The organism is Streptomyces sp. NBC_01217 (assembly GCF_035994185.1).
In the GTDB taxonomy this organism is placed as follows: domain Bacteria; phylum Actinomycetota; class Actinomycetes; order Streptomycetales; family Streptomycetaceae; genus Streptomyces.
In genome coordinates, this window is sequence record NZ_CP108538.1 from 954062 (window position 1) to 978406 (window position 24345).

At 71.0% G+C, this 24345-nt stretch carries 22 protein-coding genes; 11 read left to right on the forward strand and 11 right to left on the reverse strand.

Annotation, left to right across the window (positions count from 1 at the left end):
• The first annotated feature begins 222 nt into the window (after nucleotides 1-222).
• Both OG507_RS03890 and OG507_RS03895 read left to right on the forward strand, forming a co-directional pair.
• Nucleotides 223-1926 carry an acyl-CoA dehydrogenase family protein gene (locus OG507_RS03890; RefSeq protein ID WP_327365708.1) on the forward strand — a complete coding sequence of 568 codons (1704 nt, stop codon included), beginning with the start codon at nucleotides 223-225 and terminating at the stop codon, nucleotides 1924-1926.
• 117 nt (nucleotides 1927-2043) lie between these two features.
• Complete coding sequence (locus OG507_RS03895) at nucleotides 2044-2895, forward strand: SCO6745 family protein (protein ID WP_327365709.1); 852 nt, start codon at nucleotides 2044-2046, stop codon at nucleotides 2893-2895.
• Here the strand turns inward: OG507_RS03895 and OG507_RS03900 are convergent, their stop codons facing one another.
• The 4 genes from OG507_RS03900 to OG507_RS03915 all read right to left on the reverse strand — a co-directional run bounded on the left by OG507_RS03900 (nucleotide 2896) and on the right by OG507_RS03915 (nucleotide 6515).
• On the reverse strand, nucleotides 2896-3519 hold the full coding sequence (locus OG507_RS03900) for a DUF6629 family protein (RefSeq protein ID WP_327365710.1): 624 nt from the start codon (nucleotides 3517-3519) through the stop codon (nucleotides 2896-2898). It lies immediately after the preceding gene.
• Between the two features lie 120 nt (nucleotides 3520-3639).
• Nucleotides 3640-4752, reverse strand: a complete 1113-nt coding sequence (locus OG507_RS03905) for an XdhC/CoxI family protein (protein WP_327365711.1) — start codon at nucleotides 4750-4752, stop codon at nucleotides 3640-3642.
• Between the two features lie 87 nt (nucleotides 4753-4839).
• Nucleotides 4840-5139: a DUF1876 domain-containing protein gene (locus OG507_RS03910; RefSeq protein ID WP_327365712.1), complete on the reverse strand. Its 300-nt coding sequence runs from the start codon at nucleotides 5137-5139 to the stop codon at nucleotides 4840-4842.
• Nucleotides 5140-5255: 116 nt separating this feature from the next.
• On the reverse strand, nucleotides 5256-6515 hold the full coding sequence (locus tag OG507_RS03915) for a D-arabinono-1,4-lactone oxidase (RefSeq protein ID WP_327365713.1): 1260 nt from the start codon (nucleotides 6513-6515) through the stop codon (nucleotides 5256-5258).
• 335 nt (nucleotides 6516-6850) lie between these two features.
• On the opposite strand from OG507_RS03915, the gene OG507_RS03920 reads away from it, so the two are divergent.
• Nucleotides 6851-8398 (forward strand): exopolysaccharide biosynthesis polyprenyl glycosylphosphotransferase, encoded by a 1548-nt coding sequence (locus tag OG507_RS03920; RefSeq protein WP_327365714.1) that lies wholly within the window; start codon nucleotides 6851-6853, stop codon nucleotides 8396-8398.
• 115 nt (nucleotides 8399-8513) lie between these two features.
• On the opposite strand, the gene OG507_RS03925 is transcribed toward OG507_RS03920, so the two are convergent.
• Nucleotides 8514-9497, reverse strand: a complete 984-nt coding sequence (locus OG507_RS03925) for a GDP-L-fucose synthase family protein (RefSeq protein ID WP_327365715.1) — start codon at nucleotides 9495-9497, stop codon at nucleotides 8514-8516.
• Nucleotides 9498-9612: 115 nt separating this feature from the next.
• Between OG507_RS03925 and gmd the strand changes: the two genes are divergently transcribed.
• From gmd to OG507_RS03950, 5 genes are read left to right on the forward strand one after another with little or no spacing between them, the layout of a single operon-like run.
• Nucleotides 9613-10626: a GDP-mannose 4,6-dehydratase gene (gmd, locus tag OG507_RS03930; protein ID WP_327365716.1), complete on the forward strand. Its 1014-nt coding sequence runs from the start codon at nucleotides 9613-9615 to the stop codon at nucleotides 10624-10626.
• Nucleotides 10623-10931 carry a hypothetical protein gene (locus OG507_RS03935; protein WP_327365717.1) on the forward strand — a complete coding sequence of 103 codons (309 nt, stop codon included), beginning with the start codon at nucleotides 10623-10625 and terminating at the stop codon, nucleotides 10929-10931. The genes gmd and OG507_RS03935 overlap by 4 nt, the downstream gene beginning before the upstream one ends.
• Entirely contained in the window at nucleotides 10931-13186 is a 2256-nt protein-coding gene (locus OG507_RS03940) for a LamG domain-containing protein (protein ID WP_327365718.1), read from the forward strand. The genes OG507_RS03935 and OG507_RS03940 overlap by 1 nt, the downstream gene beginning before the upstream one ends.
• Nucleotides 13183-13878 carry a hypothetical protein gene (locus OG507_RS03945; protein WP_327365719.1) on the forward strand — a complete coding sequence of 232 codons (696 nt, stop codon included), beginning with the start codon at nucleotides 13183-13185 and terminating at the stop codon, nucleotides 13876-13878. The genes OG507_RS03940 and OG507_RS03945 overlap by 4 nt, the downstream gene beginning before the upstream one ends.
• A complete protein-coding gene (locus OG507_RS03950) occupies nucleotides 13875-14702 on the forward strand; it encodes a glycosyltransferase family 2 protein (protein ID WP_327365720.1) in 828 nt (275 codons plus the stop codon). The genes OG507_RS03945 and OG507_RS03950 overlap by 4 nt, the downstream gene beginning before the upstream one ends.
• Here the strand turns inward: OG507_RS03950 and OG507_RS03955 are convergent.
• Entirely contained in the window at nucleotides 14674-15864 is a 1191-nt protein-coding gene (locus OG507_RS03955) for a glycosyltransferase (RefSeq protein WP_327365722.1), read from the reverse strand. The genes OG507_RS03950 and OG507_RS03955 overlap by 29 nt on opposite strands.
• A gap of 105 nt (nucleotides 15865-15969) precedes the next feature.
• Here OG507_RS03955 and OG507_RS03960 point away from each other — a divergent pair, with 105 nt between their 5' ends.
• On the forward strand, nucleotides 15970-17484 hold the full coding sequence (locus OG507_RS03960; RefSeq protein ID WP_327365723.1) for a hypothetical protein: 1515 nt from the start codon (nucleotides 15970-15972) through the stop codon (nucleotides 17482-17484).
• Here the strand turns inward: OG507_RS03960 and OG507_RS03965 are convergent.
• From OG507_RS03965 to OG507_RS03975, 3 genes are read right to left on the reverse strand one after another with little or no spacing between them, the layout of a single operon-like run.
• Nucleotides 17453-18697 carry a hypothetical protein gene (locus tag OG507_RS03965; RefSeq protein WP_327365724.1) on the reverse strand — a complete coding sequence of 415 codons (1245 nt, stop codon included), beginning with the start codon at nucleotides 18695-18697 and terminating at the stop codon, nucleotides 17453-17455. The genes OG507_RS03960 and OG507_RS03965 overlap by 32 nt on opposite strands.
• Nucleotides 18694-20382 (reverse strand): lipopolysaccharide biosynthesis protein, encoded by a 1689-nt coding sequence (locus OG507_RS03970; RefSeq protein WP_327365725.1) that lies wholly within the window; start codon nucleotides 20380-20382, stop codon nucleotides 18694-18696. Before OG507_RS03970 ends, OG507_RS03965 begins: the two co-directional genes overlap by 4 nt.
• Nucleotides 20379-21644: a glycosyltransferase gene (locus tag OG507_RS03975; protein WP_327365726.1), complete on the reverse strand. Its 1266-nt coding sequence runs from the start codon at nucleotides 21642-21644 to the stop codon at nucleotides 20379-20381. The genes OG507_RS03970 and OG507_RS03975 overlap by 4 nt, the downstream gene beginning before the upstream one ends.
• A gap of 209 nt (nucleotides 21645-21853) precedes the next feature.
• Here OG507_RS03975 and OG507_RS03980 point away from each other — a divergent pair, with 209 nt between their 5' ends.
• Nucleotides 21854-22303 (forward strand): adenylyltransferase/cytidyltransferase family protein, encoded by a 450-nt coding sequence (locus OG507_RS03980; protein WP_114242908.1) that lies wholly within the window; start codon nucleotides 21854-21856, stop codon nucleotides 22301-22303.
• Here OG507_RS03980 and OG507_RS03985 read toward each other — a convergent pair.
• Together OG507_RS03985 and OG507_RS03990 are read right to left on the reverse strand one after the other, a co-directional pair.
• A complete protein-coding gene (locus OG507_RS03985; protein WP_327365728.1) occupies nucleotides 22269-23000 on the reverse strand; it encodes a CDP-alcohol phosphatidyltransferase family protein in 732 nt (243 codons plus the stop codon). The genes OG507_RS03980 and OG507_RS03985 overlap by 35 nt on opposite strands.
• A gap of 143 nt (nucleotides 23001-23143) precedes the next feature.
• Entirely contained in the window at nucleotides 23144-23842 is a 699-nt protein-coding gene (locus OG507_RS03990) for a ribonuclease H family protein (RefSeq protein WP_327365730.1), read from the reverse strand.
• A 132-nt stretch (nucleotides 23843-23974) separates the two neighbouring features.
• Here OG507_RS03990 and OG507_RS03995 point away from each other — a divergent pair, with 132 nt between their 5' ends.
• A complete protein-coding gene (locus OG507_RS03995; protein ID WP_327365731.1) occupies nucleotides 23975-24166 on the forward strand; it encodes a DUF6381 family protein in 192 nt (63 codons plus the stop codon).
• Nucleotides 24167-24345: the final 179 nt, after the last annotated feature.

The following is a 24345-nucleotide window of genomic DNA, read 5'->3' on the forward strand; positions in this document are numbered from 1 at the left end:
ACCCGCGCAGCCATGAACACTAGTTCGCTTACCCAGGGAAAGGAGAAGAACAGTTCGACAGCAGGCCATTGCACCGCGAGAACAACAGTGGTTGAGTGAAGAGGAAGATATGAATCGATGTTCAGAACATCATGGCCGGTATCGCCGCAGGTGAGCTGCCCGCGCAGAACGCGCAGCTGCCGGCATCCGCCCCTCCCATCGACCCAGGACAGGAACCCCGCGATGACCGTCACCACGCAGCGGACCGGCCTTCTGCCGCAGGCCCCCGCGCCGCACCCCACCCATGAGGTCACCAACCAGGCCCCGCCCCGGACCGGTCTCGACGAGTACGGCACCAATCTGCCGCTCGCCCAGGCCGTCCGGACCTTCGGCGCCTCCTGGCACGAACCGGAGCTGCACGACATCGGCACCCTGGTCGGTTCCGAGCGTTTCCAGACCGACGCGGAGCTCGCCCACACCTCCCCGCCCGTGCTGCGCTCCCACGACCGTTACGGCAACCGCGTCGACGAGATCGACTTCCACCCCGCGTACCACGAGGTCATCGGCGCTGCGGTGAGCCATGGCACGCACACCGCGGGCTGGGCCGACCCGAAGCCCGGAGCGGCGGTGGCGCGGGCGGCCTCGTTCATGCTGTTCGCCCAGATCGAACCCGGCCACGCCTGCCCGATGTCCATGTCGCATGCCGTGGTCCCGGTCCTGCAGCGCGATCCGGACGTGGGGCGGGACTGGCTGCCGGGCCTGCTCAGCCGTTCGTACGACCCCCGGCTGATCACCCCGGGCAGCAAGTCCGGGCTGACGTTCGGCATGGGGATGACGGAGAAGCAGGGCGGCTCCGACGTCCGCGCCAACACCACGCGGGCCACCCGGCTGGCCTCCGACCCCGAGGGCCGGGCCCATCTGCTGACCGGCCACAAGTGGTTCTTCTCGGCCCCGCAGTCGGACGCCTTCCTGGTCCTGGCCCAGGCCGAGGCCGGGCTCACCTGCTTCCTCGTACCGCGGGTCCTGGCCGACGGCACCCGTAACACCGTCCGTATCCAGCGGCTGAAGAACAAGCTCGGCAACAAGTCGAACGCCTCCTCCGAGGTGGAGTTCGACGGCACCTGGGCGGTACGCGTCGGCGAGCCCGGCCGCGGTGTCCCCACCATCATCGAGATGGTCAACCACACCCGGCTCGACTGTGTGCTCGGCACCACCGCCGGGATGCGCCAGTCGGTGTCCGAGGCGATCTGGCACGCGCGGCACCGCAGCGCGTTCGGCGCCCGGCTCGCCGACCAGCCGGCCATGACGGCGGTCCTCGCCGATCTGGCGCTGGAGACGGAGGCCGCGACCTGGACCTCACTGCGTCTGGCCCACGCGTACGAGGCCGGCAGCGGCGAGTCCGAGGAGATGTTCCGGCGGCTGGCCACCGCGGTGTCCAAGTACTGGATCTGCAAGCGCGGCCCGCATCACGCCTACGAGGCGCTGGAGTGCCTGGGCGGCAACGGCTACACCGAGGACTGGCCGCTGGCCCGGCGCTACCGCGAACAGCCCGTGATGGCGGTGTGGGAGGGCTCCGGCAACGTCATCGCGCTCGATGTGCTGCGGGGCATCGCCAGGACCCCGCAGTCGCTGGACGCCTTCTGGACCGAGCTGGAGACCACGGCCGGTGCCAGTTCCGTACTGGACGCGCACGTCCGCCGGGTACGCCGGGAGCTGGCCGAGGACCTGGGCGACCCGATCGCCGCGCAGACCCGCGCCCGGGCGGCGGTCGAGGGCATGGCGCTGGCCCTGCAGGCCTCCCTGATGCTGCGTCATGCTCCCGAGGCGATGGCAGAGGCATTCGTGGCAGCCCGTCTCGGCGAGGCCCGCGGCCACCAGTACGGCATCCTGCCGCGCGGCACCGATGCCGCGGCGATCGTGGAGCGGCACTTCGGCGGGGCCGCCTGAGGCGGTCGCCACCAGCGCTCCCCGGTGCGTGACGGCGGGCGGGCAACGGCTCTTTCGGCCGCTGACCGCCCGCCGTCGTGCGGCGGATCCGGTGCCGTGGGCGTTAGGTTGACTGTCATGGAGTCGAGACCCCGCGCACTGTGGCTGCGCACCGAACCGCTCCACGCGGTGATCTACTTCGACGAGGAGTGCCGGGGCATCGGCAGGTCCGTCGGCCTCAAGGGCTTCTGGATGGGGTACTTCGCCACCCGGACCGCCCCCATGGGGCCGGTCCGCCCCGAGGCCGCGACCGCGGTCCTGGCCGTCTTCGCCCCGGGGATGGTGGCCCGGGCGCTGCCCGCCGCCTGGCAGATCGTCACCCCCGAGACGCTGACGGACCTGCGGGCGAAGCTCGCCGCGCGGGCGCTGCGCAGGCTCGTCCCCGGCATCGACACGCTCGCCGAACAGCTCGCTGTGCCGATCGCCGCGATGGTGGAGGCGGCATCGGCGCTCGCACGCCCGCTGTTCGCCGCGAACCGGCCGCTGTGCGACCGCGCCGACCCGGTGGAACGCCTGTGGCAACTCACCACCACGCTGCGGGAGTTCCGCGGTGACGCGCACGCCGCCGCGCTTGCCGACCACGGTCTCGACGCCCCCGAGGCGCTCGTCCTGGCCGCCGCCACCGACCGTGTTCCGCGCGAGGGCATCCAGCTCGACCGGGGCTGGGGCGACAAGGAATGGGCGTCAGCCGAGGAACGGCTGCGCTCGCGCGGGCTGATCGACGCGCAGGCGGCTGTCACATCGCGCGGCCGTGAGGAGCGGGACCTGATCGAGGCCACCACCGACCGGCTGGCCGCCCGGCTGCTGCACCCTCTCGGCGACAGCATGGTGGACGCGCTGCTCGCCGCGCTGGAGCTGCCGGCCCGGCAGGTGCTGGAGGCGAAGCTGCTGCCGTTCCCGAACCCGATCGGACTGCCCCGGTCCGTCTAGCTAGACGTTCTGCTCCACGGGGCGTCGGCGGGTCCAGCCGAGCAGGACCACCGAACACACCGCGGCGAAGGCGCACCAGGTCGAGATGAACTCCAGCCGCCACAGCGCCGCACAGGCGGCGGCCCCGACCGCGACGAGCACGCCGAGCCGTCGCAGCAGGCGGTCCCCGGACAGGAGCAGCGAGCCCACCGTGGCCAGGAGATACCCGCCGACGAGGAGCCCGGAGCGGGGCAGACCGAGGACGTAGCCGAGGGTGTGGCCGCGGATCTCGGCGGTCACGGTACGGGTCGCCAGGCAGTGGGCAAGGGCGACGGCCGTCGCGACTCCGGCCGCGAGCGGCACCAGCAACCGGCGTCGGGCGTGCGGTGGTGCGGCGCACAGCACTCCCAGCGGAACCCACAACGGCAGCAGCGGCAGGGCGATGACGGCCCAGGCAATGGTCGCGGGCCCGGTGCCGCCGCCCGAGCGCCAGATCACCGACTCGATGATCTGATGGGCCCCGAGGAGCAGCGGCAGCGCCGCGAGGGGCAGATCACGGACCCGGCGTGCCTGCGCGACACACGCCACGCCGACGGCGGTGATGGCCGTGCCCGCGACGAGATCGGCAGTCGCACTCCAGCACATGGCTCCCCCGCACCCGGCGTCGGTCCCTTCCGCGCGCAACGCTACGGCTCCCGCGGCAGGCACCCGCTGTGGACACGGCGACCGGCACGCCGCATGCGGCCGGGACACGGATCTCCGGGGTCACATGGGCTCGGGTCGCGGCGGGTGGATCGCTCCGGCCGTGTCCGCGAGCGGCCTGCCGGTGCCTCCCCAGCGGCGTGCGACGATCTCCGCCGCGATCGAGACGGCCACCTCCTCGGGGGTGCGCGCGCCGAGGTCGAGGCCGATGGGTGAGCGCAGCCGCGCCAGTTCCGCCTCTTCGAGTCCGGTCTCGCGCAGCCGGGCCAGGCGGTCCTCGTGGGTCCGGCGGCTGCCCATCACTCCGATGTAAGCGGCCGGGGTGCGCAACGCCACCTCCAGCAGCGGGACGTCGAACTTCGGGTCGTGGGTGAGTACGCACATCACGGTCCGCCCGTCGACCTCCGTGCCGCTCAGATACCGGTGCGGCCAGTCGACGACCACCTCAGCGCCGTCCGGGAAACGCCGGGGGTCGGCGAAGGCGGGGCGCGCGTCGCAAACGGTGACGCGGTAGCCGAGGAACGCACCGATCCGGGCCACCGCGGCGGCGAAGTCGATCGCGCCGAAGACCAGCATCCTCGGCGGCGGGGCGAACGACTGGAGGAACACGGTGACATCGTCCTCACGCCGTTCGCCGTTCGGGCCGTAGTGCCGCAGGCCAGTCGCACCCTGGGCGAGTTCCCCGCGCGCGTCGGCGGTGACCGCGGCGTCCAGGCCGCTCGCGCCCAGCGATCCGGAGACGGTGTCCGGCCGGACGGCGAGCACGGCGCCGCGCGGGGCGGGCCCGTCGGTCACGGTGGCGGCCACCACCGGGCGGTGTGCGGCGACCGCTGCGGCGACCTCGCCGAAGGAGGGGTCGTACGCCGCCGTCACGGGGCGTACGAGAAGAGTTATCTCACCGCCGCAGGTGAGGCCGACGGCGAAGGCGTCCTCGTCGCTGTAGCCGAAGGTCTCCAGCCGGGCCCGGCCGGTCTCGGCGACCTCCTTGGCCAGTTCGAAGACCGCGCCCTCCACGCAGCCGCCGGAGACGCTGCCCACGACCTCGTCGTCCGGGCCCACGGCCATCGCGGCGCCGGGGCCGCGCGGTGCGCTGCGGCTGACCCCGACGACCGTGGCCAGCCCGAACGGCTCCCCGGCGGCGTACCAGCGGCTGAGCACCGGGAGGATCTCACGCATCGGCCGCCGCCCCTCGCGCCCATGCCGCCGGATGTTCCGGCCGCCGCCCCGCCGCCCGGCAGGCGGGACGCCTGCCGGGCCGAGGGTTCAGGCCGTGGTGTCGGACCATGCGTACGGCGGTGCCACGGGACCGCTCGCGGGTCCGGCTCCGACCGTCTCCAGTTCCTGGTCGGCGGCCTTCATCAGCTGCACGGCGATGTCCTTCATGGCACGGCTCGCCGCGAGTTCGTCGCCGATGGCGGGGATGTCCACGTCCTGCGGGTTGCAGCGGGCGACCCCGTGTCCGACGAGTCTTTCGGAACCGGTGTCCAGCACCGCCTCCGCCCTGGTCGTACCGTCCTCCTCGGACAGACCGACGCGGACCTTCCACTCCAGCGTGCGTGTCATCGCGCACCTCCCTGCGACCGCGCCCGGCCCCGGTGCGCCGCCACGACGCGGTCCTGCCACCAGGATCCACCCGGCCGGGCCCGGGCGCGCGTTCCGGCTCGTCCCGCGGGGGCGGCTCACCTCCGGAAGTGGCGGGCCAGGAAGTCGTTGCGGAACTTGCCCTCCGGGTCGAACCGGGCGGTCAGCCGCTCGAAGTCGGCGTACTTCGCGTACAGCGTGCGCAGTGTCTCGGGAGCGGTGGTGAACACCTTGCCCCAGTGCGGCCGCGCGCCGAACGGTGCCAGGGCCTCCTCGATCGCCCCGAGCACCGGTGCGACGGCGGCCGTGTCCGGCACCCAGGTGAAGTGGAAGGCGACCGAATCCCTGTCGTACGCCGGGCTCAGCCACAGATCGTCGCGGGCGACGGTGCGGATCTCGGTGATCTGAAGCAGCGGGGCGATCCGCTCCCGGAGCCGGCCGAGCGCCTCGTACGCCGCCGGTGCGTCCTGCCGGGCGACGAAGTACTCGGTCTGCAGTTCGTCCCCGTTGCTGGGGGTGAACTCCAGGCGGAAGTGCGGAAGGCGCCGGTGCCACGGTCCGGGAACGCCCTGCTGGCGGGTGCAGTTCTCGGCCGGCATCCCGGCGATCGGATGGCGCGGTCCGTCCGCGAGCCGTGCCCCGAGCCACTCGCCGGGCGCCTCCTGCGGCCCCCCGGAGCCCACTCGCTGCTTGAGCCACACCTGATTGAGCGGGCCCTCACGCCAGTCGGTGAAGACACTGACGCTGTACGCGGCCGACATCACCTCGTCGAACCCGCCGGTGAGCGCGGCCTCCGGCAGATCGTCGTAGACCCACTGCTGTACGTCGAAGGCGGGCACCAGGTCCAGCGTCAGCGCGGTCACCACGCCCAGCGCCCCCATGGCCACCACGGCTCCGGGGAAGTCCGCGTCGCCGCGCCTCAGCGATACCTTCCGGCCATCGGCCGTGACCATGTCCAGGGCCCGGACGGCCCCCGCAATGGAACTGTTACCGACGCCGGAACCATGAGTTCCGGTCGCACTGGCCCCGGCGACCGAGATGTGCGGCAGCGAACCGAGGTTGTGCAGGGCGTATCCGTTCTGGTGCAGGACATCGGCGAACTCCCCGAAGCGCAGCCCCGCGGCGACCGTGACCGCACCCGCCTCCCGGTCGATCTCGACCCTGCGGGGCAGCCCGGCCACCGACACCAGGTCACCGCGCGTGTCGGCGACGGTGTTGAAGGAGTGCCGGGTGCCGAGCGCGTGCACCGCGGTCGAGGCGGAGACCGATTCCCGCAGCCCGGCCTCGGAGTGGGGCATATTCAGCCGCCGCGCCCCGAACGTGATGTTTCCGGCCCAGTTCTTCTCCGCGGGAGTCACCGCACGTCACCACTTTCGCTCATGGCCGGGTGTCTTGAACCCGACGCCGCATTTTCCCAGACAAACCTGTTGGCGAGGCCATGCAACTGGTGACGTACATGTCCGCACACAAACCGATTCCGGTGCCTTCCAAATGCGAACAGGCACCCACAGACCACGAGATCCAGCGCGGAACGGGACGAGTTCCGAGTCGGTGGGCATGTCTGAACTTCACTGGAACTCCAGCGAAATGGCACGTGTGTGGATATCGTGCAGCGAGCGAGGGCGCATCCGTCAGTCCATGGGATCGACGGATGCGCCCCGTTTGTGGCGATGCAACTGTGACTGGGGGGTTCATGGGGCATGTCGAGCTACCCGATTCGGACAGATCAGGACCTGTGGGACTGGCGGGGGCGCCACGTCCACGGACTGCTTCGAATCGGCCTCGCAGCAAAGAACTCGACGATCTATGGAGGGCGCCGAGCGCACAGCGCGAACATTCAGGACCGGCCGCGACGAAGAGAAGGACGGGCAGACGCCTGCCGGTCGTCATCGGGGCCGAACTTCTCGGCCTGGGGATGCCGGCATGGCTCGTCCTGCGGGCAGGCGAGCAGGCGCGGGCCGCGGTCGCCGCGGCCGTGGCCTCACTCGCCTGGGCCGGTGTACGGGCCGTGCGAGGCCGGTACGCGGACCGGCCTCCGGGCCATTCGCCCGGGATGCTGAGCACGGCCGGCGACTGGCTGCTGCTCATCGGCCTACTCGCCGTGCTGCGGACCATGACCGGTGACCGGGTCGATCCCGCGACGGCGGTCGTGGCACTGCTGCCCGGCCTGATCGTGGGCATGACGATATGGGGGGTGGGCCGGCTGCCCTGGCCGGGGCGGCGCCAGCGGGCGGTCCGCCGGGTTCTGGTGGTCGGTGAGGCTCCAGGGGTAAAACGCGCGGTACAACTGCTGAGTTCCCGTGCGGACCATCCGTATGCGGTCGTGGCCGCCATACCGGTGGGGGCCGAACCGCTGGAGTGCGGGGTCCAGGTGCCGGGCAGGCTCGCACCCGCACCGGCCGACGACGATGCCTCGACCGTGCTGGGCGGCGCCTTCGCCCATGACGCGGACCTGGCTCTGGTGGTGCCCGGGCCGCAGCTCACCGAGGAGCGGCTGCGGCGGCTCTCCTGGGCACTGCACGACGGCGGGCTCGCGCTCTCCGTGCTGTCCGAGCTCTCGGGCATCGCGGCCGCCCGGGTACGGCCGTCCGCGGCGGCCGGGCTGACCCTGCTGCACATCGCGCCACCGCTGCGCCGGGGACCGCAGATGATCCTGAAGTCCCTGGTGGACCGTACCGGCGCCGCCCTCGGTCTGCTGGTACTCGCACCCCTGCTGCTCCTGATAGGGGCGGCGGTGCGGCTCGGCTCGCACGGGCCGGTCTTCCACCGCCAGATACGCCACGGACAGCACAACCGGCCGTTCACCATGTGGAAGTTCCGGACGATGGTCGTGGACGCCGAGAGCCACAAGGCGCAGCTGATCACGGCGAACGAGAACGACGGTCCGATGTTCAAGATGCGCCGCGACCCCCGGGTGACCGGAATAGGCCGTCTGCTGCGCCGGACGTCCCTCGACGAGCTGCCGCAGCTGCTCAATGTGCTCCGCGGCGACATGTCGCTGGTCGGCCCGCGGCCTCCGCTGCCCGAGGAGGTGTCGCGCTACGACGAGCGGGAGCTGCGCAGGCTCGCGGTCCGGCCGGGGCTGACCGGCCTGTGGCAGGTCAGCGGGCGCTCGGACCTGTCCTGGCAGGAGACCGTCTCGCTCGACCTGTGGTACGTCGACAACTGGTCGGTGGCCACGGACATGGGACTCATGGCCCGTACGCTGCGCGCCGTCACCGACGGCCGCGGGGCGTACTGAGAGCGGCGGCCGAAGGATGCGAGAAGTGCGAAACCACCGGCCGTGCGGGGCCGGGGGGACGGGCGGCCGCCCGGTTGCGGCGGCCGGCCCGTACCGGTGGACCCGCGGGATCCGCTCAGACCTGCGCGGTCTGCCGCTCCAGCCACCATGCGTACGTGCGGGCGATCCCGTCGCGCAGCGCAATCCTCGGGGCGAAACCGAGGGAGGTGAGGCGCGAGACGTCCAGCAGCTTGCGCGGGGTGCCGTCGGGCTTGGACGTGTCCCATTGAACGGATCCCTGATATTCCGTCACATCTCGTACGGTCTCGGCGAGTTCACGGATCGTCAGGTCCTCGCCGCAGCCGACGTTGACGGGTTCGTCGCCGTCGTAACGCTCCAGCAGCAGGAGGCAGGCGGCGGCCAGATCGTCGACGTGCAGGAATTCGCGGCGGGGGCTGCCGGAGCCCCAGAGTGTGACCGCGGGCGAGCCGTCCCTTCGCGCGTCGTGGAAGCGGCGGATCAGCGCGGGCAGTACGTGCGAGGTCTCCAGGTCGAAGTTGTCGCCCGGGCCGTAGAGGTTGGTGGGCATGGCGCTGATGTACGAGGCGCCGTACTGCCGGCGGTAGGACTGGGTCTGCACGATTCCGGCGATCTTGGCCAGTGCGTACGCCTCGTTGGTCGGCTCCAACGGGCCCGTGAGCAGGGCGCTTTCGGGGATCGGCTGCGGGGCGAGCTTGGGGTAGATGCAGGACGAGCCGAGGAAGAGCAGCCGCTCCACCCCGGCGGCATGGGCTCCGGCGATGACGCTCAGCTGGATGCGCAGATTGTCTTCGAGGAACTGCACCGGATACGTGTTGTTGGCCATGATCCCGCCGACCTTGGCGGCGGCCAGCACCACGGCGTCCGGACGGACCTCGCTCAAGAACGCCTCGGTCCGTGCGGCGTCGCGCAGATCGAGGCGGTCGCGGTCGCGGGTGATCACCTCGTGTCCGGCGGCGGTGAGGCGGCGCACCACCGCCGAGCCGACCAGGCCGCGGTGGCCCGCGACGAATATGCGGGCGCCGGGTCGTAGGAGGGGACGGACGGTTTCCTGGGGAGGGCCGGGGAGATCAGTCGTCATGGCTCGGATTGTGCCAGCAGCCGCAGGCCGCGGTGATGTTTTGCCGCAGATCGCTCAATTCCGATATTTCGGTGGGAACCAACAACCTTTCAGGCGAACACAGAGGGGGGGAGTCGTGGCGAAGACCGCGCTCATCACCGGCGTGACCGGACAGGACGGTTCGTATCTGTCCGAGCTGCTGCTCGACAAGGGGTACACGGTCCATGGGCTGATACGCCGCTCGTCGAGCTTCAACACCGAGCGGATCGACCACATCTACCAGGGTCCGGAGGAGGAGAACCGCTCGTTCTTCCTGCATCACGCGGACCTCGCCGACGGGGTCGCGCTGGTGAATCTGCTGCGCGACATCCGGCCGGACGAGGTCTACAACCTGGGCGCGCAGTCGCATGTCCGCGTCTCGTTCGACGCCCCGCTGTACACCGGTGACATCACCGGTCTCGGCACCATCCGGCTGCTGGAGGCCGTCCGCGCGAGCGGGATCGACACCCGTATCTATCAGGCGTCCTCGTCGGAGATGTTCGGCGCCACCCCGCCGCCGCAGAACGAGAAGACCGCGTTCCATCCGCGGAGCCCCTACAGCGTCGCCAAGGTCTACTCGTACTGGGCGACCGTCAACTACCGCGAGGCGTACGGGATGTTCGCGGTGAACGGGATCCTCTTCAACCACGAGTCCCCGCGCCGCGGCGAGACGTTCGTGACCCGCAAGATCACCCGTGGCGTGGCCAGGATCAAGGCCGGTCTGCAGACCCATCTCCACCTGGGCAATCTCGATGCCGTGCGCGACTGGGGCTATGCCCCCGAGTACGTCGACGCGATGTGGCGGATGCTGCAGTGCGACAGCCCCGACGACTACGTGGTGGCCACCGGCGAGGGCGTCAGCGTCCGGCAGTTCCTGGAGTACGCCTTCGCGCACGCCGGCCTGGACTGGCGGGAGCACGTCCGCTACGACGCCAAGTACGAACGCCCCAGCGAGGTCGACGCGCTGATCGGCGATGCCGCCAAGGCCGAGGAACTGCTCGGCTGGAAACCGGCCGTGAAGTCGCAGGAGCTCGCCAGGATCATGGTCGAGGCGGACATCCGTCAGCTGTCCGACCAACTCGCCGGAACGGCCGTACGGGTGGACCGATGAGAGATCCGGTCCCCGCCGGCAACCGCACCGTGGCGCCGCTCACCGGCGCACCGGCCGGTCCGGCCGTCCCCCACAGCACCCGGCCGTCGTACCCCACGACCGTGCCGGGGACCAGAACGGGCACGACCTCGCTCTCCACCGGCCGCCCGGTGGACCCGAACGCGCCCGCACAGGTCCGGGCCCAGGGCCAGGACCACTCACTCGCCCGCACCGGCAGAGGGACGGACAGTCCCCGCCACCGGTCGGACGAGGCAGGAACCGCGGCCTTGTCGCCGCAGCTCGTTCTCACCTTCGGAGCTGAATGATGAACGGAAGTACGGGGCGCAGACCCTTCGGACGTGGCAGGGCACGTGCCGCGGCCGCCGCGCTCTGCCTGCTCGCCGGAGCCCTGACCGCCGCCGCGTCCGGGGGCTCCCCGGCCGCGGCACTCACCCCACCTGTCTCCCTGACCGCGGACGACCTCACCACCTGGCAGACCAACGGCATCGTCTGGTCGATGGCCGCGTCGGATGCCGGTGTCGTCTACACCGGGGGCACCTTCTCCACCGTCCGGCCGCCGGACGCACCCGCCGGCACCTCCGAAGAGGCAGCGGTGAACTTCGCCGCGTTCGACGCGGCGACCGGTGCGCCGACCGGCTGCAGCCTGTCGTTCACCCTCTCGTCGGGGACGGCGACGGTACGGGCGCTCGCGCTCTCCCCCGACCAGGAGACCCTGTACGTCGGCGGGCAGTTCGGCGCGGTGAGCGGGGTCGGGGTGAGCAATGTCGCCGCGATCGACACGGCGACCTGCACCCCGCGCCAGGACTTCAAGGTCTCCGTCTCCGCGACGGTACGGGCCCTGGCCGTCACGGACGACACCGTCTATCTGGGCGGCGACTTCAACACCGTGGCGGGACAGACCCGGAACAAGTTCGCCGCGGTCACCACGGGCGCCGCGCTGAAGCCGTGGACGGCCAACACCGACGAGGTGGGCCGGGCCGTGGAACTGACGCCCGACGGACAGCACGTGCTGATCGGCGGTGACTTCTTCACCGTCAACGGCACCACGTCGCACGCGCTGGCCGTGGTGGACGCCACCACCGGGGCCCTCGCCAAGAGCTACCCCGGCTTCATTCCGAACACCTCCACGGTGCAGGACCTGACGACGGACGCCACCGGCTTCTACACCGCCAACGAGGGTACCGGGGGCGGGGTCTTCGACGGCCGGATCGCGCTGGACCTCAGCACCTTCGAACAGCGCTGGCGGGACACCTGCCTGGGCGCCACCCAGGCCGTCCTGGTCCACAACGGCGTGCTGTACAGCGGGAGTCACGCGCACGACTGCGCCAGCATGGACGAGTTCCCCGACCAGCCGCGCAAGCATCTGCTGGCCCAGTCCGTCGACGACCCGAAGCTGCTCCCCTGGTTCCCGGACACCAACGACGGCATCGGTGAGCCGGTCGGACCGCGGGTGATGGCGCAGACCGACAAGGGCGGCCACCACTATCTGTGGGTGGGCGGCGAGTTCACCACCGTCAACGGCTCCGCGCAGCAGAGCCTCACCCGGTTCGCCGACGGTCCCGACACCGGGGCACCCTGGGTACCGAACGTCAGCCTGTCCACGGTCGCCCCGGGCAAGGTGGAGGTCAACTGGCAGACGAGCTTCGACACCGACGACGGGGAGCTCACCTACCGGATCTACAAGGACGGCGCGAGCACCCCGGTGTACACGACCACGGGTTACTCGCTGTTCTGGGACCGGCCGCAGCTGAGGTGGACCGATACGGACGTGGCCGCGGGCGAGACCCACTCCTACCGCATCAGCGCGAGTGACGGCACCAACACCAGCGCCAAGTCCCCCGCCATGTCCGCCACCGTGGCGTCCGCGGCCGAGTCCTATCCGGCCAGGGTGCTGGCCGACGGCGCCTCGCTGTACTGGCGCTACGACGAGGGCACCTCGACCTTCGCCGCGGACACCGGCGCCGGTCTCGACAACGGATTCCTGCGCAACTCCCCCGCCTACCGCCAGACTCCGGCCGCCGTCGCGGGTGCCTCGACCGCGATCGGCTTCAACGGATCGAGCCAGTACGCCTACAGCAACGAGCGGCACGCACAGCCCACCAGGTTCTCGCTGGAGACCTGGATCAAGACGACGACCACCAGAGGGGGGAAGATCATCGGCTTCGGCAATCTGACCATGCAGAACAGCAACCGGTACGACAAGCATGTGTACATGCGCAATGACGGGCGGCTGAACTTCGGGGTCTACAGCGGCGGCACCAGAACCATCACGACGCCCGCCGCCTACAACGACGGCGCCTGGCACCATGTCGTCGCCACCCAGGGCGCCGGCGGCCTCGCGCTGTACGTGGACGGGCAGCTCCGTGCCTCGAACGCCCTGTACACCACCAACGAGAACTACAACGGCTACTGGCGGGTGGGCGGGGACAACCTGAACAGCTGGCCGAACCAGCCGACGAGCGGCTTCTTCGCCGGGCAGATCGACGAGACCGCCGTCTACCCGACCGCCCTGAGCAGCTCGCAGGTCAGTGCCCACTACGCCCTGAGGAATGGTGGATGAGGTATCCGTTCTTGGCCGGCGCCGCCGTCGTCGTACTGACGGCGGCGCTGGCCGCCTGCGGCTCGTCCTCCGACGGGCACAAGTCGGCGAGCGACGCCGCGGCCTCGGCCACCCGGGCCCCTGTCACCGCGCCATCGGCCGGTCCCGGCGACGCCGAATCCAGCGGCCCTTCGGCTCCGCGGACGAGCGAAGCACCGAAACTTCCCACCGATGAACTCACCCCGGCCACCGGCTCCTTCAACAAGAAGCAGAAGGAGTATCTGGTCGACCGGGTGCCCGAGGGCGTGGACCCGGCGGCCGTGCTCCAGACCGGACAGGAGACCTGCGACAAGCTGACGTACCTCGTGAAGGTCGACCGGGACACCGCGGTCGGCGCGATCGTGACGGGCGAGATCGCCGACGCCCGGCCCGCCGTCGAGCATCTGTGCACCCAGCACGCAGACCTGGTGCGGGAGGCCTCACGGGGGTACGCCGACGGCACGTACAAGGGCGACCAGGTCCGGCCGGGCCGCTACCGCGACGTCACTCCCACCGCGAACTGCGCCTGGCAGATCACCGGGGCGGACGGCAGGACCCTCGTGTCGGGCTCCTCCCACTCCGGGAAGCGGGCCGAGATCACCGTCCCGAAGGCGGCCCGCGCCTTCACCTCCACAGGCTGCTACGCCTGGCTGCCCGAAGGAGACCATGGATGAGCAAGCTGCCGATAGCCGTGGCGATCCCCACGAAGAACGAGGGGCTGAACATCGCCGAGGCCGTGAAGTCGGTGCTCGGCCACTTCGAGGCCGTCGTCGTCGTCGACTCGCACAGTACGGACGACACGGCGAAGATCGCCGAGGAGTGCGGGGCCGAGGTGGTCACGTACACCTGGGACGGCGGCCATCCGCGCAAGAAGCAGTGGTGCCTGGACCATGTCCGCACCGACCTGGACTGGATTCTGCTGCTCGACGGGGACGAGCGGCTCAGCCCCGGTCTGCTGGCCGAACTGCGGGAGATCTTCGCCGATCCCGGCGTGCCGAAGCCGGCGGCGTACGACATACCGCTCGGCTACTGGTTCTCGGGGAAGCGGCTGCGGCACGGCTACACCATCCGCAAGCGGTCGCTGACCGACCGCACCCGCTGCCGGTACCCGGAGGTGGGGGATCTCGACGCGCCGGGCATCGGCGAGGTCGAGGGCCACTACCAGCCGGTCGCCGAGTCGGCCGCCTCGCTCCGCAATCCGATCGAGCACCAGGACCTCGACCCGGTCACCGCCTGGTTCGAGCGGCACAACCGGTACTCGGACTGGGAGGCGTGGCTGGAGCACCATCCCGAGGTCAAGGAGCAGGTGCGGAGGGTGAAGTCGCGGCAGGGGCAGCTTTTCCACAAGGCGCCGTTCAAGCCCCTGGTGTCGTTCGCGTACATGTACGTGTACCGGCGGGGGTTCCTCGACGGGCGGGCGGGCTTCGACTTCGCGCTGGCGATGAGCTTCTACCGCTGGCAGATCGCTCTCAAGTCCCGTGAGGGGAAGACGGCTTGACTCGGCGTCCCTTCCGGCGGACCACGTCCTCGTAGGTCCGCCGGAGGGTCCGGGTCACCACCTCGATGGTGAAGTCCGCATTGACCAGGTCCCAGGCGGCCTGGCCCGCCCGGTCGTTGGCCTCGGGTCCGAGGAGGTCCACGATCGCCGCGGCGACCTTGAGCGCGTTCCTCCCGTCCTCGCCGACACGGCTGTCGATCACCCGGCCCGCCCCCGCCGCCGCGACATCGGGGCCCAGGCCACAGGTGCGGGTGATGATCACGGGTGTGCCGACCGACATCGCTTCGAGTACGGAGACGCCCAGCGGTTCCTCGATCGACGGCAGTACATACACATCGGCCTGCCGTCCCGCCTCCAGGACCTCCTCGTGGTCGAGCGGCCCCACATGGTCGAGACTGTCCATCACCCCGAGCCTGCGGGCGAGTTCGAGGGTTCCGGGCAGGGCCCCGGTATCGGGACCGGCCAGCACGAACCGGGCGTCGGGGTACTCGGCCAGGACCATCGGCATCGCGGCGACGAAGTCCTCCGGCCGCTTGCGCTCCTGGATCCGGGCCAGGAAGAGGACCGTCGGCGGCCGCCCCGGCTCCCGGGCGGGCTTGCGCTCCTGCGGTCGGACGCCGTTGACCAGCCGTACGGTGCGGGTCAACGGCACAGGTGCGGCGACCGCGTTCACATCGAGGCGTTCCGTCTCGGTCAGATGCAGTACGGCGTCGGCTTGGCGCAGCACCTTGCGTACGCCCAGCAGATCGGTCAGCTGGGCGACCCGCTTCTCGGTCGGGTCCACCATGCCGTGCGTCTGGACGACCAGGGGGGTGCGGGAGGCCAGCGCGAGCAGCGCGGCAGGCAGCGTGACCAGGTCGCGCATCAGATGGACGTGGACGAGATCGGCGCCGCGCATCATCCGGCGGGCGGCGAGGAGCAGCGCCCCGGAGGTGATGCCGCTGACCTCGAACATGGGGAGCAGATGGCGGGCCGGGAAGAGATGGACGGGCACTCCTTCGACCTCGCACGGCAGCCGGCCCTCGAAGCCGTCGCCCAGCGCCATGATGCGGGCGTCGTCGCCCCCGGCCCGCTGGACCTTCGACAGATTGAGCGCCACTCTCGTCGGGCCACCGAACGCATGGTCCGGGGTGTGCAGTGTGACGACGTGCAGGATCTTCACCAGGGTTCCCCTCAACCTCGGCCGGTCATTCACAGACTAGTCATCCAAACCCCCCAAGTGGGTTGATTCGTTAGAGTGTTCACAGGACCACGGAACGGGGAGCAGATGACGTCCGTGCACGAGGCGGCCCCGTCCGCACCCGCACCGCAGCACGGCCCGCGCAACCCGGTCCAGCCACCGGCGAAGCCCATGTCGTGGGCGATGCTTTCGCGGGCCCTGGCCGTGCCGCTCATCCTGGGCCTGGTCTGCTTCCTGCCCGCGGTGATCGCCGCGCAGCCCGGGACGGGCGTCCGGGACACCGCGTACTGGCTGCAGCTGGTACTGACCTGTTATGCGGGGGCCCGGCTCGCCACGATGATCCTGTCGACGCGACGACGGCTGCTGCAGGGCGTGTTCTGGATGTTCGTGTACATCGCGATGGGGGTGGCACCGTTCGCGCAGGCGGTCATCGGGCAGACCCCCACCCCGATGGTCGGACCGCGATCGGATCTGATGACGGCCATCGCGCTGGTCCTGGTGGGGTGTGCCGCCTTCGACCTCGGGGCGCTGCTGGCGTCCCGGCGGCCGCTGCGCCGAAGGGCGACGGCACGCTCGGGGAGCGGTCCGGCGACCGCGCACCGGGGGCGGCTCAGGCTGCTGGTGGTGCTGGCCTTCGTGGCGAGCGGCTACTACGTCGTGAAGCTCGGCGGTCCCGCGATCTTCTTCACCAGCCGTCAGGAGATCAGCGCGTCGGTCGCGGTCAGCGGGGTGGCGTCGAGCGAGTCCAATGTGGGATCCGCCTTCCTCAAGGGCTTCGGTACGGTGCCCGCGCTGCTGGCGCTGCTCTTCAGCACCCGCCGGCTGGTGACCTCGCGCAGGGCCCGGCGCTCGCCCTCGACGGTTCTGGTCTGGTGCGGTCTTGTGGTTGTCAACGTCATCGTCAACAACCCCGTCTCCAATGCCCGTTACTGGTTCCTGACCGTCCTGGTCTCGCTGCTGTTCACGGCGTTCCCGAGCAGTGCGGCGATGTACCGGTCGGTGCTGGCCATGGGGGTGGTCGGGGCGCTGGTGCTGTTCCCGTACGCGGACCGGTTCCGTTACGACAGCGCCGGGTACCGCCCGGTGGATTCGTCCTCGGTCTTCGAGCCGCTGGCCACCAAGGACTACGACCAGACGGTGATGTTCGCCAACACCATCACCTGGGTCGACACCCGCGGCCACACCTATGGACGTCAACTGGCGGGCTCCGCACTGTTCTTCGTGCCCCGGTCGGTGTGGAGCGGCAAGCCGGAGGACACGGGGGTGCGCGTCGGTCAGTGGATGGGGATGAACATGACCAACCTGTCGGCGCCGCTGTGGACCGAGCTCTGGGTCGACTTCGGCGCGCCGGGCATGGTCGGCGGTCTCGCACTGATCGGGTACGCCGCCGCGCGCAGCGACCGGCGCTATGCGCGAGCGGTTTCGCGGGACGGCCCGGGTCCCGGCAGTGTTCTGGCCGTCGCCGCGCCGCTGATCGCCGGGTACACCTTCATTCTGCTGCGCGGGCCGCTGCTGCAGTCCGTCGGGAAGCTGGCGATCGCGGTGCTCTGTCTGCTGCTGATCACCAGCTTCAGGAGCCGGAGCGGACCGCGTTCGCACTGACGGGTGCCTTTTGTGCCGGGGTACGGCGTCTGAGCCGGGCCACCCGGGTCCACGTGGCCGCCGCCTTGCACACGGACCCCAGGCACAGGCCCCAGGCGGCACCCGGCACCCCGCCGAGCACATAGCCGCCGGTGAGGAAGGCGACGGCGGCAAGCGAGAAGACCACCTGGATGGAGAGGGTCGTACGGGGGTCGAGCAGCCGCAGCGCCAGCAGCCCGCAGGTGCCGACGGCCATCGCCGCGTACTGGCTGCCGGTCGCCGGGAGCAGTGCGGCCGCCGTGGGCCAGGTGTCGCCGAGCAGTTGGCGCCCGATCGTGTCGGGCAGCAGGGCTAGCGCGGTGGCCCAGGCGCCGGCTGTCGCGGCCAGGACGGCGGCGAGCGTCGCCGTCGCGCGTACCCTGCGCCGCTCGGAGTCGAGGCGGCCGAGCAGGGGCGGGCCGAAGCCGGTGGCCGAGGTGAACAGCACGTTCAGCGGCCCGAAGAGGGTGGTCGCGCCACGCAGGGCGCCGACCACCAGCGGGTTGCCGACCATGCCGAGTGCGAGCACGGAGAGCTGACTGGTGGCGTTGCCCACCCCGAACTCCACGACGAAGCGCCGCCCCAGATGGCCCCTTCGCAGCAGGACCCCTGGCCGCAGCGGCGAATTCGCCACCCGGCGGTGCAGCAGGGCGGCCGACAGCAGCAGGGCGGGCAGCGCGGACAGCCCCCAGACGGTGACGAGCCGGGCGGCCGGGGCACCGTACGGCTGCACGGACAGCGCGCCCAGGACACAGATCAGCCTGAGGACGTCGCTCGCCAGTGCCAGGTGGGGCAGGTGCAGCGTGGAGAAGGCGTACCGCATGGTGTCCTGCCCCAGGACCACCGGGAGCACGAGCCCCAGCACCATCAGGGCGCGTGCGGTGGCTCCGGGCAGCGGCAGGCAGACGAGGGCGAGCAGCGCGCCGAGCGCCGACGCGGCGAGCAGGGTGAAGGCGACCGCCGACCGGCACGCGCCGCGTACCTCCTCGCCCTCGCCGCGCCGCAGCACGAGCGGCTGCCCGGTGTACGCGCCGAACACCCCCAGCAGCACCGTGAAGACGAGGTAGACCGCCGAGAAGCGGGCGAAGTCGGCCACGGTGGAGAGCCGGGCGGCGGCCACCAGCACCAGGATGTTGGTGAGCGCCGCCACGCCCTGGTCCGCGACCGAGCAGACGATCGCGGTCCGTGCCCTCATCTGCGTCCCATGGTGGAGTCGAAGGTGCGCAGGCCGAGCGTCTCGGCCGGGTCACCGGTGTGCTCCGGGCCGCCGCGGCCCTCCCCGTCGTCCCGGCCCGGCGCGGAGCCGGACCGGCCGCCGGTGTGGCGCCTGCCGGCCTTCTTGCGGGTCCGGCGCTCGTAGCGGCTGCGGCCGGGGTGCAGCAGGGCGCCGAGCACGGAGCCCCCGGCCGCCCCGATGATCTCGCGGATCCGCTCCAGGTCGCTGCGGTGCACCTCGCGCGGGTCGCAGACCACGACGACGCCCTCCACGCGGTCGATCAGTGCGACGGCGTCGGCGTACGAGAGGACGGGCGGGGCCAGCACGATGACGACGGCGCCGGGCCGGTCGCCCTCGGCGACGATCCGTCCGACGGGGGCGGAGGTCAGGGCCCGCGGCACGTTGTCCGTGCGCCGGCCCGCTATCAGGGTGAAGGCGCCCGACCCCGGGACGTCCACATTCATCCGGCTGTCCGACGGCCAGGCCCGTTCGCCCTCCGACGCCCAGCGCGGCCCGGCGCCCTGCACGGCCGGGCCGAGGTCCCTGGCCAGCGAGGGGGTACGCAGATCGGCCTCGACGAGGAGCACGTCACGCCCCATCTCGGCGAAGGCCGCGGCCAGGTTGACCGCGGCGGCGGCCGCCGCGTCGCCGTCGCCGCGCGGGGCCGTGACCAGGAGTCTGCGGCGCTGGGCGAACGAGGGGTCGTAGGCGAGCCGGAAGGCGACCGCCCGGTACTCCTCGGCGAGCCTGCTCCCGCTCCGTCCGATCGCCAGCAGCCCGCCCGCGGCCGCCCGTTCCCTGGGCAGGGTGCCGAGCAGCGGGGCGCCGAGCGAACGGACCAGCTCCCTGGTGGACCGCACGGCCGGGTCGAAGACCAGCCGTACCCACGACAGGAGCAGTCCGAGCGCGAGTCCGACCACGCCGCCGAGTCCCAGCAGCAGGGGCAGCCCCGCGCCGGTGGGCTCGGTCGGTACGACGGGCTTCTTCGTCAGATAGCCGGGGGTGGTGTCCAGGGCACGCAACTCGGAGATCTTCCGGCTGAGTTCGGAGATCGAGACCACGAGGTTGGCCCGGGCGCTGGTCACGTCATTGCTCGTGCCGTCCTGTTGCGCCAGTTGGTCGCGCTGTTCGGTGAGGGGCTTCAGCTGGGCGCGGTAGCCGTCGACCATGTTGGCGATGCTGTCCTCGGTGCGCTGTCTGCGGATCTCCAGGTAGGCGTCGGCGAGCGCCTCGGCCCGTGCCTTGGCCAGGGCGGGGGTGCGCCCGGTGTAGGAGAAGCGGAGCACGAGGGTGTTCGGCGGGTTCGTGACCTGGAGGCCGGAGAGCAGGTTCCCGACCTCCACCCGGTCGCCGTGTGCGGCCAGGGAGCCGACGGCCAGGGTGCCGACGGTGTCGCTGACGGCGGTCTGCCGTTCGGAGCCGATGTTGATCCCCTTGTCGGCGGAGGCGCCCGCGGCGAAGGGGTCCGAGGCGGCGGAGCGTACGACCACTTCGCCGGTCGATGTGTAGCTCTCCTCGCCGCTGAGGGCGAGCCAGCCACCGCCGAGCAGTCCGAGGACCACGCCGGAGGCGAGCAGTGCGCGGTAGCGCAGGAGCTGGCGGAACTGGTCCCTCAGCAACGCGGGTTCGTCCTGGTCCTCCAGGGCGCGGATCGGCTGGGTCATCGGCGTGGTCTCCCTTGTGCGTCCGCGAGGGCCTCGGTGAGCAGTGCGTCGAAGCGGGCCAGGCCCGCCTCCCGGCTCAGGTGGTGTGTGACGTACCGCGGTCCGTTCGCGCCGAGTGCGTCGGCTGCGGCGGGCGCCTCGACGAGCTTGCGTACGGCCGACAGCAGCGCGGCGGGGTCCTCGGGTGCGACGAGGATCCCGGCGCCGGAGCGATGGACCTCCTGTGCGGTGCCTCCTCCGTCGGCGACCGAGGCGACGACGGGGCGGCCCGAGGCGAAGTACGAGGTGAGTTTGGACGGGACGCTCATGTCGAGCACGGAGGCCCGCTGGGTCACCGCGAGCACATCGGCGGCGGCGAGGATGTCCGTGAACTCGTCGGCCCCCGCGGGCGGCAGGAAGTCGAGGTTGCGCAGTCCCGTCGCACGTCTCAGCAGCGCCTCGCGCTGATTCCCGTCCCCCATCAGCACGACGCGGACCTCAGGCGCCAGCCGGGCCGCGTCGACGAGGACCTCCAGGCCCTGTTTGAGACCCATGTTCCCGGAGTGCAGGACCACGGGGGTGCCCTCGCTCCAGCCGAGTCGCGCCCGGGTCCGGGCACGGTCGGCCGAAGGAGGCCGCACATGCGACCAGTTGGGGACGGCACGGATGCGTCCCGGGTCCACGCCGTACGCGGTGACCCGGGGCACGAAGCTCTCGTGTATGACTCCGACGAGGGCGGCGGCGCGCAGCGCGTACCGTTCGGCCGCCGAGGCGACTGCCGCCGCCCGGCCGCCGCCCCGGATTCCGCTCTGCGCGGCGGCGGCACCCATCAGATCCTGTACGACCGGGATGTACGGGACCTTGTGGCGGCGGGCCAGCCGGGCCCCGATGACACCGCCCGCGAGGCTGGGCAGCTGGGCGATCACCGCGTCCGGCGGACGCGGGAGGGGCGGGGACAGCAGGCCGTGCCCGAGCACCGTGGCCTCGAACGCGGCCCGGCGCAGGGCTGTCTGACGGGGGGGCACATAATGTCTTCGCCGGTGGACGGTGACCCCGGCCCGCTTCTCGGTGATCCGCCACACGCCCCGGTACTCGGCCTCCGTCCGCCAGGACGGATAGTGCGGCATGCCGGTCAGTACATGGGTCTCGGCACCGGACGCGGCCCAGTGCTCGGCAAGCTGCGCGGCGTACGGGCCGATGCCCGTCAGCTCAGGCGCATAGTTCGTCGAGACGACCAGCAGTGTGCGGCCTTCGAACGGTTTGTGACGATCGGCATCGGACATGGACGCCCGCCTTCCCCCCGGAACATTCTGTTCCCCCCAAGGAACAGCCCCAAAAGTGAGCTTATCCGTTCACGAGATGCGCAAGTGGTCTTCACAGTAAGGTCGTTGCACCATCAACACCGATACCGATATCCCGCAGCACCGGATGCCATGTCCGGACAACCGCTGCCGGACACGGACATCACGTTCACCGTGGGGGGAGAGAACGGATGGTGCACAGGGTCGGCTATGCGCCGGGGGTCTACGACCTGTTCCACATAGGGCACCTCAACATCCTGCGGCATGCCCGCAGCCAGTGCGACTATCTCGTCGCAGGAGTCGTCTCGGACGAGATGGCCGCGCTCGCCAAGGGCCACAAGCCGGTGATTCCGCTGCCGGAACGGCTGGAGATCGTACGCAGCGTCCGTTACGTGGACGCGGCGTTCGTCGAGACCGTGCCCGACAAGGTCGAGACCTGGCAGCAGGTCAGGTTCGACGTCATCTTCAAGGGGGACGACTGGCGGGACACCGAGAAGGGCAAGCGGCTGGAGCGGGACTTCGCCGAGGTGGGCGTGGAGGTGGTGTACTTCCCGTACACCGTGCACACGTCCAGCACCCAGCTGCGCCGGGCGCTGGACACACTCGTCAGCCCGCAGTCCGGAGCGCTTTCAGCTCCCTGAACCACTTGACGAGAAACGCCACCAGGAACAGCGCGTGCACGACGGCGAGCACCGCATAGCCGATGCGGAACGCGGCCTCGTCGCCGAGCAGCAGGAACACCAGGCAGAACACTCCGTAGTCGGCGGGCAGCAGTGCCACGGCCCGCACCCGGGACACCGGGGCCGCGGCGCTGCCGCCCGCCGCGGGACGGGCGGCCGCCTTGCCCAGCTGTTCGCGCAGCAGCCCGGCACAGAAGGTCAGCACGGCGGTGAACAGGAAGCCCAGCGGCAGCAGCAGCCAGCCCTGGGCCGGCAGATCGAAGAACCGCTGGAACGAGACCAGCACGGCGGTGTGTACGAGGATCATCTTGGCGCAGTCCACGACGTGGTCCAGCCACTCGCCGTCCGGGCCTCCCCGCCCGGTCAGTCTGGCCAGTTGTCCATCGGCCGAATCGAAGGCGAAGCCGACGGCCAGACCCGCGTACACCGCGACCGCGAGCCCCCAGGACGGCCGCACGAACGCCACCGAGGCGATGGCCGCGAAGGTGAACGCCGCACTGATCAGCGTGACTTGATTGGGTGTCAGCCCGACGCGGTACGCGCCTGCCGCGAGCACCCGCCCGGCCGGGCGGTTCACGTACCGCGAGTACAGCGACACTCCCTTGGCCGTCTTCTGTGCACCGCGCAACTCGCGCAGAACCGTGCCCGTGCTTCCCATACGCCCCCCAGCGTCTCGCCACTGACCGGCGGCATCGGCAAAACACCGCGGACGCCGCCGTCGGAGCCGCATCATGGCACGCGGGGTCCGTTTCGCGTGGCCACTCGCCCGCTCCGGGTGCGTGGGTCCGACGGCACCGCGCCTCAGGCGGGCGCTGTGCGGCACTCCGGGTGGCCCCAGCCGTTCGGGTTCTTGGCGATCATCTCCTGTGCCGCGTAAGGCTTTCCGCAGTGGCAGCGGCCCGCGAACCTGGCCTTGATCGTGGCGCCGGAGCGTGCGGCGCTCCCTGCCTTCTTCACCGGTTTCTTCACCGGCGCGCTCCCGCTCCGTCCCTCGGTCGCCCTGGCCGGAGCGGGCGTCGGCAGCTGCGCGGAGCCGTGTGCGGTACCGGCCGGCCGCTGCGCCGCGGCGGCCTCACTGGCCGCCTGGTCGGCGAGGGCGTTGAGCGGATCCCCGTCCACCTGGTGGGCGGGCACGTAGACGAAGTCCACGCTCCGGGCGGTCAGCAGGGCGTCGATACGGGCCACCAGGTCGCGGTTGGCCACCGGCTTGCCGGCCGAGGTCTTCCAGCCGTTGCGCTTCCATCCCGGCAGCCACTTCGTCACCGCGTTCATCGCGTACTGCGAATCCATCCGCACCTCGATCGGCGCGGACGGGTCCGTTGACTCCAACAGCTCCCGCAGTGCGGTGAGTTCGGCGACGTTGTTGGTGGCGGTTCCCAGCGGCCCCGCTTCCCAGCGCTGCGGTCGCCCCTGCGCGTCGGCCACGACCCACGCCCAGGCCGCAGGCCCCGGATTGCCCTTCGATGCCCCGTCACACGCGGCGATGATGCTCTCGTTCATGCCCCTGATCATGCCAGCGCCGCACCGCCCCCACGGCACCCCGTGACGCTGAGTGACGATTCGAGGTGCGGTGAACCGGCGACGCTGGTTCTCTGATGGAGCCCGCTCTTCCCAACCGCACAAGGAGCGATGATGAGCGTTGCACGTGAATCCGGTGACCGTGCGCAGCAGCTGCGCGACAAGGCCCGGCAGATGAACGAGGCCGCTGAGCGCACCACCGACCCTGAGCAGCGCCAGCGGCTCCAGGAGAAGGCCCAGAAGCTGCAGGAGCAGATCGAGCAGCAGGGCAACATCGGCGGCGAGAACATCCGCCGTAACAAGTAAGACCTGTCTCAGGCGAATGGCCGACGTCTTGCCGCTCTTCCATGAGTGAGTGGCAAGCGTCGGCCACTTCGATGTACGGACACGATGTGACCCGTACGGGGCGGGCGCGCACCGCTCCGGGGCCTGCGCGCCGTCCCCTCGGGCCGGGCCGATGCGTCGCACGATGGGCGGTGACGGAT